The 15,363-nt window shown below is 43.5% G+C and carries 10 protein-coding genes; 9 read left to right on the forward strand and 1 reads right to left on the reverse strand.

The features are described from left to right. Positions 1-21 precede the first annotated feature (21 nt). Positions 22-2,550 (reverse strand): penicillin-binding protein PBP1a, encoded by a 2,529-nt coding sequence (gene ponA, locus ACE01R_RS12365; RefSeq protein WP_395551515.1) that lies wholly within the window; start codon positions 2,548-2,550, stop codon positions 22-24. Positions 2,551-2,715: 165 nt separating this feature from the next. Here ponA and ACE01R_RS12370 point away from each other — a divergent pair, with 165 nt between their 5' ends. The 9 genes from ACE01R_RS12370 (at position 2,716) to gltB (ending at position 15,355) form a co-directional block, all read left to right on the forward strand. Then, on the forward strand, positions 2,716-3,777 hold the full coding sequence (locus ACE01R_RS12370; protein WP_395551516.1) for a pilus assembly protein PilM: 1,062 nt from the start codon (positions 2,716-2,718) through the stop codon (positions 3,775-3,777). After that, on the forward strand, positions 3,777-4,430 hold the full coding sequence (locus tag ACE01R_RS12375) for a PilN domain-containing protein (protein WP_395551517.1): 654 nt from the start codon (positions 3,777-3,779) through the stop codon (positions 4,428-4,430). The genes ACE01R_RS12370 and ACE01R_RS12375 overlap by 1 nt, the downstream gene beginning before the upstream one ends. Then, positions 4,427-5,164: a type 4a pilus biogenesis protein PilO gene (locus ACE01R_RS12380; RefSeq protein ID WP_395551518.1), complete on the forward strand. Its 738-nt coding sequence runs from the start codon at positions 4,427-4,429 to the stop codon at positions 5,162-5,164. Before ACE01R_RS12375 ends, ACE01R_RS12380 begins: the two co-directional genes overlap by 4 nt. Further along, a complete protein-coding gene (locus tag ACE01R_RS12385; RefSeq protein WP_092820204.1) occupies positions 5,164-5,691 on the forward strand; it encodes a pilus assembly protein PilP in 528 nt (175 codons plus the stop codon). Before ACE01R_RS12380 ends, ACE01R_RS12385 begins: the two co-directional genes overlap by 1 nt. Before the next feature lie 62 nt (positions 5,692-5,753). Beyond that, complete coding sequence (gene pilQ / locus ACE01R_RS12390) at positions 5,754-7,883, forward strand: type IV pilus secretin PilQ (protein ID WP_395551519.1); 2,130 nt, start codon at positions 5,754-5,756, stop codon at positions 7,881-7,883. A 36-nt stretch (positions 7,884-7,919) separates the two neighbouring features. Next, complete coding sequence (aroK, locus tag ACE01R_RS12395; protein ID WP_092820202.1) at positions 7,920-8,468, forward strand: shikimate kinase AroK; 549 nt, start codon at positions 7,920-7,922, stop codon at positions 8,466-8,468. Positions 8,469-8,485: 17 nt separating this feature from the next. Further along, positions 8,486-9,571 (forward strand): 3-dehydroquinate synthase, encoded by a 1,086-nt coding sequence (gene aroB, locus ACE01R_RS12400; RefSeq protein ID WP_395551520.1) that lies wholly within the window; start codon positions 8,486-8,488, stop codon positions 9,569-9,571. Positions 9,572-9,574: 3 nt separating this feature from the next. Further along, positions 9,575-10,426: a hypothetical protein gene (locus ACE01R_RS12405; RefSeq protein ID WP_395551521.1), complete on the forward strand. Its 852-nt coding sequence runs from the start codon at positions 9,575-9,577 to the stop codon at positions 10,424-10,426. Positions 10,427-10,879: 453 nt separating this feature from the next. Next, positions 10,880-15,355: a glutamate synthase large subunit gene (gene gltB / locus ACE01R_RS12410; RefSeq protein ID WP_395551539.1), complete on the forward strand. Its 4,476-nt coding sequence runs from the start codon at positions 10,880-10,882 to the stop codon at positions 15,353-15,355. Positions 15,356-15,363 lie beyond the last annotated feature (8 nt).

Genomic DNA, 15,363 nt, shown 5'->3' on the forward strand with positions numbered 1-15,363 from the left:
AGTCGAGGGCTTTTTATTATGCTATTCAAATACATCAATCAGATTATCCAGAGCATCCGGTTTGCTGTTTTGTTTTTGCATATCTGGAGGATTGGCATTATCCGGAACAAGAATTTCTTCTCCCGGCAAGTCGTCAAAGTCACGTTCCGGTGCCCGCGCAGGGGTCACAGGTGCCGGACGATACAATGGGCGGGCCAGAGGTGGAGAGGAGCGATCTGTCTGGTCGGGTTCACCTACAGTAATCGTCTGGTTACGATTGGCCGGTGCTTTGGCATTTTTGTCAAAATGTACCCAAGCTGCCGGTGTGCCTTTTAAGGCATTACCCATAAAGTTGGTCCAGATTGGTAATGCGGCAACACCACCATATTCACGGCGGCCTAGCGTGGTCGGTTGGTCAAAACCGACCCATGCCACAGTCACCAGTTTGCCATTAAAACCTGCAAACCAGGCATCTTTGGCATCATTGGTGGTTCCTGTTTTACCGCCAATATCATCACGACCAATTCTAAGCGCAGCACGTCCGGTACCATGCTGAATTACATCACGCAGAATATTGGCCATATCATAGGCAGAGCTTGATTTTAAGATACGCTGTGCTTGACGGTATTGGCTTTGTGCTTCATCCAGCTTAAGTTGGGCTAGTTCTTTTTCTTCTGGTAGCATCTGATTGGTGACGTTAATTACTTCATCATCAGGTGTTACCGGTTCTGCGGATGTTGTTTCTTCATCATTTTGATTGATGCAGGAAATACAGGCATAGTCTGGATTGCTTTGATAAATTACTTTGCCATAGGCATCTTCAATACGGTCAATAAAATGTGGCTGAATGCGGTAACCGCCATTGGCGAAGGTGGCATAGCCTGTGGCCATTTGAATTGGAAGAACTTGTGGTGTGCCTAGAGCAATAGTGTAATTTCGCGGGATCTGATTTTCATGTAAACCGAAATCCATTAATAACTGTCGGGTGCGCTCAATGCCCACCGTTTGCAGCAGGCGAACGGATACCGTATTGCGTGATAAATACAAGGCACGGCGTAAAGGAATCATACCAAGATAACGGCCATCGGAGTTTTTCGGTGACCACTTTCCAATCGTGATCGGACTGTCATTGACCATGCTGTAGGGTGTCATACCACGCTCAAGTGCCAAGGCATAGACAAAGGGTTTGATAGTGGAACCCGGTTGGCGCCAGCCTTGTAAGGCGCGGTTGAATTTGGACTGATAAAAATTATATCCACCAACAATGGCTTCAATTGCGCCATTGTTCGGGTTGATTGCAATCAGTTGCCCTTGAGCTTTAGGAATCTGCACCAGTGCCCAAGAAGCCTTATTGTCATTGGGGCGTAAGCGGATAATATCCTTCACTTTAACAATTTGTGAAGCTGTGCGCGGAGCAGGGCCTATGCTGTTGGCATTTCGATAGGGAGAAGCCCAAGACATGCCTGACCAGGGAACAGTCACGGTAGAGCCATCTTGCATCAATGCTTCAAAAGAGTTTTTCTCGACTTTAATCACCTTGGCAGGGTAGGTATTTGCATACGCCATGAATTCGCTCAAGGGTTTGTCATGTGCCTCGGCACCTCTCCAACCATGTCGGCGGTCATAGGCTTCGAGGCCTTCTTGTACCGATTGTTCTGCGAAGGCCTGACGCTGGCTATTGATCGTGGTGTAAACTTTATAACCAGAATCAATTGCTTGTTCACCAAACTTTTCCACTAATTCTGAACGTACCATTTCCCCTACATAAGGAAATTTGTTATTGATGCCGCGGTCTGGCATATCGAGGTTAATCGGTTCAGCAATGGCCTGTTTATACTGAGCCTGATTGATATAACCCAACTGCAACATACGACCCAGAATCCAGTTGCGGCGTTCTAGTGCACGGGTAGGATTAACCACCGGGTTGTATTTGGAAGGTGCTTTGGGCAAGCCTGCAATCATGGCCATTTGCGCAATACTGAGCTGATCCAGATTTTTGTTGTAGTAAATTTTTGCAGCTGCAGCAATTCCGTAGGCATTTTTACCCAGAAAAATTTTATTCACATATAGGGTGAGAATTTCTTCCTTGGTCAGGTTCTGTTCAATTTTTCGGGCCAGGAAAATTTCAGTCAGTTTGCGTTTTAGCGTGCGTTCAGGCGTTAAGTAATAGTTTTTTGCCACCTGCATGGTAATAGTTGAACCACCGGTTTGTACGTTGGAACCAGTGATGGTTTCACTCATCGCACGTCCTAAACCTTTAAAACTGATTCCGCTATGTTCAAAGAAGGATGAATCTTCTGCAGCAAGAAAGGCAGAAATAAAGGGTTTTGGAATCTGTTTGTATTCCACAGGAACAGATAATTTTCCGCCATACTCCGCAATAAGCTCATTATCAGCACTATAAACTTGTAAAGGTTTTAATAACGGTGCCTTTTTTAAGGTGGTCATTTTGGGAAGGGATGGGGCAATATAGAGATACATGCCATAAAATCCCATCGGAATTGAGACCAAAACTATAATTATGATCAAAAAAAATGGATGAACATGGCCCGAACGTGATAGCTTTTTCATAACAAGTAAGTTTTAATAAGAGCTAATGGCAAACTAATTGGCGGTCAGTATAGCCTTTACACATACAGATTGTTAGATGAGTTATTGTATCTGTATAAAATTATAGACCAACACTGATTAGTAGGTTACTTTTATTGGGGATAAAAAAATAATAGGAATTATATTGTGCTCAGGTTATATCGTAAGCCGAATAAGGGGTTAGTAGGAGTAGATATTAGTTCTACTTCTGTTAAATTGTTAGAACTTTCTGTTAAGAGCGGTAACAGGTACTGGGTTGAAAGCTATGCGCTGGTTCCTTTACCTGAAGGTAGTGTTGTTGAAAAAAATATTTTAAACCCAGAAGCAGTGGGTGACGCGTTAGAACGAGCACTCAATCTTGCCAATACGCAATCCAAAGCTGCAGCTTTTGCAATCCCGACTTCACTGGTGATTACCAAAACCATTGAAATGGATGCAGATATGACGGATGACGAACGTGAAGTCCAGATCCGTATGGATGCAGAGCAATACATTCCCTTTCCTCTAGACGAAGCCAGTCTGGATTTTGAAGTATTGCCGGATCGTTTAGCCAATCCGAATCGGGTCAATGTACTTTTAGTTGCAACTCGTCTTGAGAATGTGGAAGCACGTGCTGAAGTACTGGAACTAGCGAACCTTACGCCTAAAACTGCAGATGTTGAAAGTTTTGCAATCGAAAATGCCTATAAAGTATTTTCCGATACTTTGCCTATGGGTGTGAATACCGTCGGTATTTTAGATATTGGTCATACCATGACGACCTTATCTGTGATGCAAAATAATAAAGTGATTTATACGCGAGAGCAGGTGTTTGGCGGGAAACAGTTGACCCAGGAAATTCAAAATCGTTATGGTCTGTCTTTTGAAGAAGCGGGCCGTGCCAAGAAAAGCCGTTCATTGCCAGATGACTATGATGTTGAAGTTTTAGAACCCTTCTTGGAAGCGGTGGTTCAGCAAGCGGCAAGATCGTTGCAGTTCTTCTTCTCATCTTCACAATTTAATGAGATTGACCATATTTTATTGGCTGGCGGGAATGCCAATATTCCAGGACTCGCGAAATTACTACAACAAAAACTGGGTTATCGCGTCACGATTGCCAACCCATTTTTGCAAATGGGTTTTTCTCCACAAATCGATATTAAAAAAATAGAGAATGATGCTTCCTCGCTCATGGTGGCATGTGGTCTGGCATTGAGGAGTTTTGATTAATGGCAAGAATTAACTTACTCCCTTGGCGTGATGAGCTAAGAGAGAAACGAAAAAAAGAATTTATAGCAATTTGTATTGGGGCTGCATTCATTGGCGCTTTGGCGGTTACATCCTCATGGTTTTATTATGACCATAAACTTGAAGACCAGGAACAGGCCAATCAGCTGATTACCAGCACTAATCAAAATCTTGATGTGCAATTAAAATCTCTGGAAGGTTTGGAAGCGCAGCGCAATGCTATTATTGAGCGTATGAAACTGATTCAAGGCTTGCAAGGGCAACGTCCGATTGCGGTGCGTCTGATTGACGAACTGGTTCGTGTTACGCCAGCTAATTTGTACATTACCAAATTTGTGCGTACAGGCGATAAATTCACCATTGAAGGCAGAGCTGAAAGTCCAAATACTGTGGCAGAGTTTTTGCGTAATTTAGAAGCATCTGCCTGGTATCGCAACGCTTTCATGAATTCTTTTTTAGCGGTTGAAGAGAAAAAAGATAAAGCGCCAAGCTCAGTAATTCCGCGTATTGAAGAAGGCTATGGTTCATTTGTGGTGACTGCTGACTTAGATGAGATCGCCCAACCTGCTGCACCAGAAGCACAACAACAAGCGCAATCCAATACAGCTAATTCAACCGTGGAGGCAGCACAATGAGTCTCGATGAATTTGATGAAGTAAATCCAAATGAGGCTGTGGTCCCTAAAAAGAAAATGACGCTGGATAAGTTTCTTCAGCAGTTCAATACTTTGGATATGAATAACTACGGAAGTTGGCCTTTATCCGTCAAAATCACCTGTTGGATTGCAATTGTACTGGCGATTGGTGTTATTGGTTATTTTTTAACCATTAAAGGTAAGCTGGAAGATATTTCCAATGCTGCTGCTCAAGAGCAAAATCTGCTTAATGAGTTTCGTGAAAAAGATTCCAAACTTCGCAATTTGCAGTTGTTGCAAGCGCAGTTACAAGAAATGGAGGCGAATTTTAATCAGCAGTTGGAGCAATTGCCTAAGGAAACTGAAATTCCAGGACTGGTTGAAGATATCAACGTCACTGGTGTGAATTCTGGTTTGAAATTCAAAAATATCCGTTTAGAAAATGAAATAAAACAAGAGTTCTTTATTGAACAGCCAATTGCGATTGAAGCAACCGGTGATTATCATGCTTTTGGTTCTTTTGTGAGCGGAATTGCTGCACTGCCACGTATTGTGACTTTGCATGATTTTGAAATTACGGCGTCAGAAAATAAAGAGAAAAAATCTGATATTCCTCAAGTGAATTATAACGTTAAAGCAAAAACATATCGTTATATTGGTGCTGCTGATGCTCAAGCGGAAGAAACGCAAGCTGCAGGGACTAACTCAACTGCTACGGCTGGAGGGACACAGTAATGAAAATGCAAAAAATCTCTCTAAGTCTGATGCTGGGTGTGTTGCTGGTCGGTTGTGATTCGCGTATTGATGCCGTGAATGAACAAATGGCCAATATTCGCAATCAACCTCCATTACCGATTGAACCTGCACCGGTTTTTCCACCTGTACCAACATTTGATTATGCGGCACACCAGCTTAAAAGTCCTTTTTTACCGAGTTCACTGGCTGCTGAATTAAAAATTATGTCAGGAAAACGTGTCTATCCTAATTTATCCCGTCAATTGCAACCTTTAGAAAGTTATGCAATTGAATCGTTGAATATGAAGGGAAGTATGCGTAACCAGTCTGGGCAGATCCTGGCGTTGATTCAGACCCCGGATGGTGAAATTGAGCGAATCCAGCGCGGCAGTTATATGGGTATGAATCATGGTCGTGTGATCAATATTACGCCTACACAGATTGATCTCGTGGAAATTGTTCCAGATGGGCGAGAAGGATACGTAGAACGTCCAAGAAGTCTAGTATTACTTGGACCAGCGCCTTAAGTTTAAAAGGAATAAAAATGAATAATAGTTTTAAAGATTTTATATTTGGGGATGGCAATACAATGAACCATTTGTTTCGTCAATTTTCTATGGGTGCTGTTGCGATTGCGATCATGCAGGTTGCAAATGCACAAGTGAGTATGACCAATATTGTGCCAATGCAGATTGCAGGCCAAGGTACAGAAATCCGTGTCATGTTTAATGGTTTGCCACCACAACCGCAGGCTTACCAGCTAGAGCAGCCATCACGCTTAATTCTTGATTTTGATAAAGCACAACAAAATTTAAAACAAAATAGTATTCCGGTTGCAACGAAAGAAGCCACTTCCGTCGATGTGAGTTCTGATGCCCAACGTTCACGTTTAACTGTGAATTTGGCTGATGCAGGTGCTTTTACCACACGTGTTGAAGGCAATACTTTTATTTTAAAAATTAATTCTGCGGCTGCGAATGCATTTGCCTCTCAGCAAGTTTCCGTTCAAAAAACTGCGCAAGGTATTTCCAATATTGGTTTCCAGCGCGGTAGTCAGGGTGAAGGCCAAATTGTTGTAGATTTATTAGGAAGCAATACTCCGGTAGATGTACAACAACAAGGCAGTAAAGTGGTGGTGCGAGCTTTAGGTAATAAAGTTCCAGCACACTTGGCACGTCGTTTAAATGTGAATGATTTCGCAACCCCCGTATCTACGGTCGATGCTACCAATGACGGCGGCAATGGCGTGATTACCATTCAGACTTCTGGCAGCTATGAATATATGGCTTATCAGACGGATAACAAACTGACCATCAGCTTAAAACGTCCTGAAGATAAAAACCCATTAAAACCTAAGGCGGCAAATGCTTATACAGGTAAAAAGATTTCACTAGATTTTCAGGACATTGAAGTACGTCGTGTATTGCAATTACTGGCAGATTTCACCGGCATCAACATGGTGACTGCAGATAGTGTTCAAGGCAATATTACCCTGCGTTTAAAAGATGTTCCATGGGATCAGGCTCTTGATATCATTTTAAAAACCAAAAATCTGGATAAGCGCCGTAATGGGAATGTGATCTGGATTGCGCCGGTATCAGAACTGATTAAGGCGGAAGAGGAAGAAGCCAAGGCCCTGGCGCAAAGTGTGAAGCTGGCACCATTACAAACTGAATATATTCAGCTCAGCTATGCAAAAGCCACTGATATAGAAAAATTAATTACTCAAGGTAACAATGCTTCAACTGGATCAGGTAATTCTGGTAGGTCAGGAGCTGATCCTTTAGGGGATAGCGTAGGAAGCCTACTTAGTCCTCGAGGTACTGTTTCTGTTGATCCTCGTACTAATACTTTAATTATTAATGATACTTCACAGAAAGTAGATCAAATCCGTAAGATGATTGATTTATTGGATGTTTCTGTAAAACAGGTGATGGTTGAAGCTCGTATAGTTCGTGCAACAACTGACTTTACTAAAGAGATGGGTGTGAAGTGGGGGATCTTGTCACAGGGCATCAATCAGAATAGTGATTTACTGGTTGGCGGTAGTGACACCACTTTATGGGATTTAAAAACACCGGATGATGACGGTAAATATACGATTCAGCGTCCAGACAATCTGAATGTAGATTTAGGCGTCACCACTGCTGGTGCAAGCCGTATAGCATTTGGCTTAATTAGCCTTTCAGATTTCATGCTGGATTTAGAACTCTCTGCATTGCAAGCTGATGGTTATGGTGAAGTTATTTCTACTCCTAAAGTGCTAACTGCTGACAAACAAGCCGCAAAAGTTGCTTCTGGTCAAGAAATTCCATATCAGGCTACAACTGGAGTGGGTTCAAATGCTACAGCTACAACTTCATTCAAAGAAGCATTGCTGAGTTTGGATGTGACCCCAAGTATCACTCCTGATGGTCAAGTACAGATGAAACTTAATATCAAGAGTGATTCCCCAGCAGGCTATGCACAAAATGGTGAAATTATTTTAAACAAAAATGAAATCACTACAAATGTGCTAGTGGATAATGGTGAAACTGTAGTATTGGGTGGTATTTTTGAACAGGAAACTTTAAATCAGCAAACCAAAGTACCATTCTTGGGTGATATTCCTTACCTAGGCCGTTTGTTCCGTAAAGATTTGAAGTCGGACAATAAGCGAGAGCTATTGATTTTTGTTACACCGCGAATTGTTAATGACAGTGTTTCAAGAAATCATTAATATATTTTGAATTTAACAAAATAAATAGGTGACTCCTTGCCAAGCAATGAGTTTGAAACCCTGCCAAATGTCTATTTGGTAGGGCCAATGGGGGCTGGGAAAACAACTGTTGGTCGTCATTTAGCGGAACTGTTGGGACGAGAGTTTCTTGATAGCGATCAGGAAATTGAGCGTAAAACAGGTGCGACAATTCCTTGGATTTTTGAAAAAGAAGGTGAAAAGGGATTTCGTAACCGAGAAACAATGGTGATTGATGAGCTCACTGCCCGTTCACAGCTGGTTGTTGCAACCGGTGGTGGGGCAGTAACCCAGTTGCCTAATCGCGAATTCTTAAAACAGCGCGGAATCGTTGTTTACCTCTATACTCCTGTCGAAATTCAATTACAGCGCACTTATCGGGATAAAAACCGTCCTTTACTGCAAGTTGAAAATCCTGAGCAAAAGTTACGTGATTTATTGGCAGTTCGTGATCCTTTATATCGTGAAATTGCAGATTATATTATTGAGACAAATCAGGGTGCTGCTCGGGATTTAGCGCAAAAAATCTTACATATGATTGTTTCTCAAGAAACAAAGCTAGTCTAATTAACGGTTTTAATTTCATGCAAACTTTACATGTTGAACTTGGTGATCGCCGCTATCCTATTTTTATTGGCAGTGATTTAGATCCTCAATCCTTACTTGAGCCGTATATTCGCGGAAAACAGGTCATGGTGGTCACCAATACCACGGTTGCGCCTTTGTATCTGGAACATTACGTGACGGCAATCGAGCATTTGGGAAAAACAGTCGCAACATGTATTTTGCCTGATGGTGAACAATATAAAAATATTGAACACTTGAACCTGATTTTTGATGCTTTGCTGCAAGCCGGATTTAACCGTGATGCCACGGTATTAGCATTGGGCGGTGGGGTGGTTGGAGATATGGCAGGTTTTGCATCTGCCTGTTTCCAGCGCGGCGTTTACTTTATTCAAGTGCCGACTACGCTTCTGTCACAAGTTGATTCAAGTGTGGGCGGGAAAACCGGTATCAATCATCCACTCGGTAAAAACATGATTGGGGCTTTTCAGCAGCCTCAAGTCGTACTTGCTGATATGTCGCAGCTTTCGACCTTACCTGACCGCGAGTTATCTGCGGGTCTGGCAGAGGTGATTAAATATGCCTTGCTTGGAGATCGGGATTTCTTGGTCTGGCTTGAGCAAAATATGGATGGTTTGGTTGCACGAGATGCGAAATTACTGGCCGAAGCCGTATATAAATCTTGTGCCCATAAAGCACGTATTGTAGCCAATGATGAAAAAGAACAAGGCGAACGTGCCTTGTTGAATTTAGGTCATACTTTTGGTCATGCGATTGAATCTTACTTGGGCTATGGGGTTTGGTTGCATGGAGAAGCAGTGGCTACGGGTATGGTGATGGCGGCTGATTTGTCACAACGGATGGGCTGGATTTCACTCGAAGATCTGGAACGTACAAAAAAAATCATTCAACGTGCTCATTTGCCAGTAAAATGCCCAGCTATTCCCCTGGATCAATTTCTTGCCTATATGGCGCATGATAAAAAAGTGCTGAATGGGCAGTTGCGTCTGGTCCTGATGAAATCGCTCGGACAGGCCGTGATTAGCAAAGAATTTGATGTGGAATTGATGAAACAGGCGATTTTAGCGAATCAAGAAAAGGCATAAGTCATGGCAACCCTCCGTACACAATGGCAACGCATTCAAAACTATATTTGGCTGGTGTGTGGATTGGTGTGTCTGTTTGCAGCACTTGTTTTTTGGGCGATGACTGACAGTGATGCTTTGGTTGAGGTGGAAAAGTCTGCTGAAACTGCATCTGAGCTACAAATTCAACCGGAAAAGGTGGCTGCAACCAGCCTGCTAGGTGCACTTCAGGAAGAGGTGCGTCCTTTGGAAATGACCACACGGGTGGTGACTACGGGAAGTTATGAGCCGGAATTTCGTGGCAGCAAATTTATTAATGATAATAAATTTGCAAGCACCATCGAATTATTCCGGACAACTAAAGATGACGTGATCCGCAGTTTTTTAAAAAAACAATCTGACCGCAAGAACTTTTTTTATATACGCCTGAGTGGTGAGAACCAGATAGAACAATATGTACTTCTTTATGGCGTATATCGAAATCAAGATGAAGCAAAACGTGTGCTAGAACAATTAGCGTTCCCATTGCCCAAGACTGTTCAGCCTAAAGTGCAGGATATTGAAAATTATGTTTCTTTAGTGAATGACATGGGTGCGGATGAAATGGGCACCAACAATAAGCTGTATGCGGTGAATCTCAGATCTGTACCCTTGCCAAAAGTGGATGAAAGCATGTTGGCTTTGCCTAAGCCTAAGCCTAAGCCAAGTGTAGCGGAGACCAATCCTGCAAATGCGACCACGACAACCACAGTAACCCGACGTGATGAACAAGGCAATGTTGTAGATGTCCAGCAATCCCATTCAGGTGTTGAGGCTGCACCGAAACAAAGCGGAAACAGAATTCCCGAACAAGAAATTAATGACCCATTTAACTGAAAATATAGTTCTAAAATAGAGCAATTTGAGTTATAAAATTATTTATATGCACAGATATAGTGCGAAATATGTTTCTTGAAAATTACTCTAAAGTTAATGAAATTTTAATATTTCTATATTTAAAACATTTAGCACTCTAATTTTTAAATTGGCATATTTTTTGCTTTATTGGTGCATGAATTGAGTTAATGTCCCTGTTTTGGCGCGAAAAGATTCAATGAGTGTGCGAAATTGTCAAATTTACCTGCTTTAAAAGAGTGCGTAAACGAAGCAAAACATTTTTTGCAATTCATCCATGTACAAAGATTAAAATCAGACTATCTTAGACAGGATGAAGAAGTTTTGCTCAACATTAATCTTGATGTGAGTGAATTGGACTAAATCGCAAAGAAGATATTTGATTGTTAGATGCCCGCTTTATGGGCCATGTTGAAAGAAGGGTACGCTATGCACATGCCATCGCCTAATACTGTAGCTCCCGCTCAAGGTTTATACCAACCGGATGAGTTTAAAGATAACTGTGGTTTCGGTTTAATCGCCCATATGCAGGGTGATGCAAGCCATGATCTCGTCAAGACCGCTATGCACAGCCTTAGCTGCATGACACACCGTGGTGGTATTGCCGCAGATGGTAAGACAGGGGATGGTTGTGGTCTGCTTTTGGCAATGCCGAAAAAATTCTTCCGTGAAGAAGCCAAAAAACTCAGTGATATCACTTTAAGTGAAATTTTTGCTGTCGGTACCGTATTTTTAAATGTAGACCCGGCAATTGCTGCACATTCTAAACAAGTACTGGCCAAAGAAATTGAATTGGAAGGTCTTAAAGTTCTCGCTTGGCGTGTTGTTCCAACCAATAATGATGCGCTTGGCGAAATTGCAATGCAGTCTTTGCCTGCATTTGAACAGATTATTGTCAATTGCCCGATGGGTGTGACTGAGGTTGAGTTTAACCGTAAATTGTTCCTGGCACGTCGTCGTGCAGAACAGCAGTTAAACAATGATCCATCGTTCTATGTAACGACTTTGTGTTCTACAGTGATCAGCTATAAAGGCTTGATGATGCCTGCCGCAATTGCTGATTTCTATACCGATTTGGCGGATGAACGCCTGGAATCTCATATTGTGGTGTTCCATCAACGTTTCTCTACCAATACCTTGCCGCGTTGGCCATTGGCACAGCCGTTCCGTTACCTGGCGCATAATGGTGAAATCAACACCATTACTGCAAACCGTAACTGGGCGATGGCGCGTACACCAAAATTCGAAAATCCGTTATTGCCAGGTTTAACCGATCTTAACCCGATTGTGAACCGTACCGGTTCAGACTCTTCAAGCCTGGATAACATGCTTGAGATTCTTGTCGGTGGCGGTATGGACTTGTTCCGTGCACTGCGTATGCTGGTTCCACCGGCTTGGCAAAACGTTGAAACTTTAGATGCTGACCTGCGTGCATTCTATGAATTCAACTCTAAGCATATGGAAGCTTGGGATGGCCCGGCAGGCCTGGTGATTCAAGATGGTCGTCATGCCATCTGTATGCTGGATCGTAATGGCTTGCGTCCTGCACGTTGGGTCATCACTAAAAATGGTTATATCACGCTGGCATCAGAAATTGGTGTTTGGGGTTATGAGCCTGAAGATGTCATTTCTAAGGGACGTGTAGGCCCGGGTCAGATTTTGGTGATTGATACCTTCACTGGTAAAATGCTAGACACCAAAGATGTCAGCAACCATTTGAAAAAAATGCGTCCTTACCGTGAATGGTTGCGTGAAAACTCTGTGCGTGTTCAAGGTAGCCCAGAGCTTGAAGAATATTTATGTGATCAGGGCTTGAAAGGCGATGAGCTCAAAGCCTCACAAAAAATGTTCATGGTGACTTTTGAAGAGCGTGACCAGTTGCTTCGTCCAATCGCAGAAAGCGGTCAGGAAGCTGTAGGTTCAATGGGTGATGATACGCCAATGGCGGTATTGTCTCGTCAGGTACGCCATGTATCAGATTACTTCCGTCAACAGTTTGCTCAGGTCACCAATCCGCCAATCGATCCATTGCGTGAATCGATCGTCATGTCTTTAGAGACTTGCTTGGGTCGCGAGCAAAACGTATTTGAACAGAGTCCTGAACATGCAGACCGTCTGATCATTTCCAGCCCAGTGCTTTCAAATTCGAAAATGCATCAGATTCGTACCCTGGGTCGTAAAGGTTATGAAATTGCTGACATCGACCTGAACTATGCAGAAAATGAAGGTCTGGAATCGGCAATTGCACGTATTTGTGAAGAGTCTGCTCAAGCGATTCGTGACGGCAAAACCTTACTGGTACTTTCCGACAAGAAAATCCGTCAAGGTTTCTTGCCAGCCAATGCGCTTATGGCAACAGGTGCGGTGCATCACCACCTGATCAATGTCGGTCTGCGTACCGATGCCAACATTATCGTTGAAACCGGTCTGGCGCGTGATCCGCATCAATTTGCAGTGATCTTGGGCTTTGGTGCTACTGCAATCTATCCTTACCTGGCTTATGACGTCATCAATGACCTGATTGCCAAAGGCGAATTGTTGGGTGATCCGATTCATGCACAGGCGAACTTCCGTAAAGGGATTGAGAAAGGCTTGTTGAAAGTCCTGTCTAAAATGGGTATTTCAACAGTTGCCTCTTACCGTGGTGGCCAGTTGTTCGAAGCCGTTGGTCTATCTGACGAAGTGGTCAATAAATGCTTCACAGGTGTACCAAGCCGTATTAAGGGTGCTACTTTTGCCGACCTTGAAAATGACCTGAAAAAACTGGCTGATACTGCGTGGAAATCACGTAAGCCAATCGATCAGGGTGGTATGCTGAAATTCGTATTCGACAAGGAATATCATGCCTTTAACCCGGATGTGATTAATGCCCTGCATAAATCGGTTCGTTCAGGTGAATACGCTGACTTTAAAGAATATGCTGAATTGGTGAACAAACGTCCGGTTGCAACCATTCGTGACTTGTTGAAACTGAAAACAGATAATTCAATTCCACTGGATCAGGTGGAATCTGTAGAAGACATTCTGCCGCGTTTCGACTCTGCCGGGATGTCTTTGGGTGCATTGTCTCCTGAAGCGCACGAAGCGATTGCCATTGCCATGAATACCATTGGCGGTCGTTCCAACTCGGGTGAGGGCGGTGAAGATCCAGCACGTTATGGCACTATCCGTAACTCGAAAATCAAACAGATTGCCTCAGGCCGTTTTGGTGTAACCCCTGCGTATCTGACTTCGGCAGAAGTCTTGCAGATTAAAGTGGCGCAAGGTGCAAAACCGGGTGAAGGCGGTCAGTTACCGGGTGGTAAGGTAAATGGCTTGATTGCACGTTTACGTTACTCGGTTCCAGGTGTGACCCTGATTTCACCTCCACCGCACCATGACATCTACTCAATTGAAGATTTGTCACAATTGATCTTTGACTTGAAACAAGTCAACCCTCAGGCGATGGTGTCTGTGAAACTGGTCTCTGAACCGGGTGTGGGAACTATTGCTGCAGGTGTTGCGAAAGCTTATGCCGACTTCATTACCATTTCCGGTTATGACGGCGGTACAGCGGCTTCTCCATTATCTTCAATTCACCATGCCGGTTCGCCATGGGAATTGGGTCTAAGTGAGGCGCATCAAGCCCTTCGCGTGAATGACCTGCGTGGTAAAGTTCGTGTACAAACCGACGGTGGTTTGAAAACAGGTCTGGATGTCGTGAAAGCGGCAATTTTAGGTGCAGAAAGCTTTGGCTTTGGTTCAACGCCAATGATTGCATTGGGTTGTAAATACCTCCGTATCTGTCACTTGAACAACTGTGCAACCGGTGTAGCAACTCAACAGGATCATTTACGTCAGGAACACTACATTGGTGAGCCTGAAATGTTGATTAACTTCTTCCACTTCATTGCGGAAGAAACGCGTGAATGGCTGGCAGCACTGGGTGTTGCAAGCTTGAAAGACTTGATTGGCCGTACTGATCTGCTTGAAATGTTGCCAGGTGAAACGGATAAACATGCTCACTTGGACTTGAGTGCATTGTTGGAATCACACCCTGCAGCTGAAGGCAAGGCACAATATTGCCAGGTTGAAGGTAATGCACCATTTGACAAAGGTATCTTGGCTGAGAAAATGGTAGCAGAAATGTTGCCAGCGATTGAAGCGGGTGTCAGCGGTGAATATAACTTCACGATTGGTAACTGTGACCGTTCAATTGGTGCGCGTATCTCTGGTGAAATTGCACGCCGCTATGGCAACTTAAGCATGGAAGCGCATCCTGTTAAAGTCAATCTAACAGGTACTGCGGGTCAGTCTTTAGGTGTATGGAACGCCGGTGGTTTGCATATTAAACTTGAAGGTGATGCCAACGACTACGTCGGTAAAGGTATGGCGGGCGGTCGCGTGTCGATCTTCCCACCTAAAGGTTCGCCGTTCCAGACTCAGGAAACAGCAATCATTGGTAACACCTGCTTATATGGTGCGACTGGCGGTAAACTGTTTGCTGCAGGTACAGCCGGTGAGCGTTTTGCAGTACGTAACTCAGGTGCATTCGCTGTGATTGAAGGTGCGGGCGACCACTGCTGTGAATATATGACTGGTGGTATTGTGACTGTACTGGGTAAAGTGGGTCACAACTTCGGTGCAGGTATGACCGGTGGTTTTGCTTATGTACTTGATTTGGATAACGACTTCGTTGACCATTACAACCATGAGTTAATTGAGCTCAACCGTATTTCGACAGAGGCGATGGAAGAGCATCAAGAATTCTTGCTTCGCATCTTGGATGAACATATTGCTGAGACAGGTAGTGCTTGGGCGTACAAGATCCGCAATGAGTTTGATTTTTACAGCCGTAAATTCTGGCTTGTAAAACCAAAAGCTGCTAATTTGCAAACGCTTTTGAAAACAACCAAAGCTGATCCACAATAATTCCACTA

Source organism: Acinetobacter sp. BSP-28, assembly GCF_044130285.1.
GTDB lineage: Bacteria > Pseudomonadota > Gammaproteobacteria > Pseudomonadales > Moraxellaceae > Acinetobacter.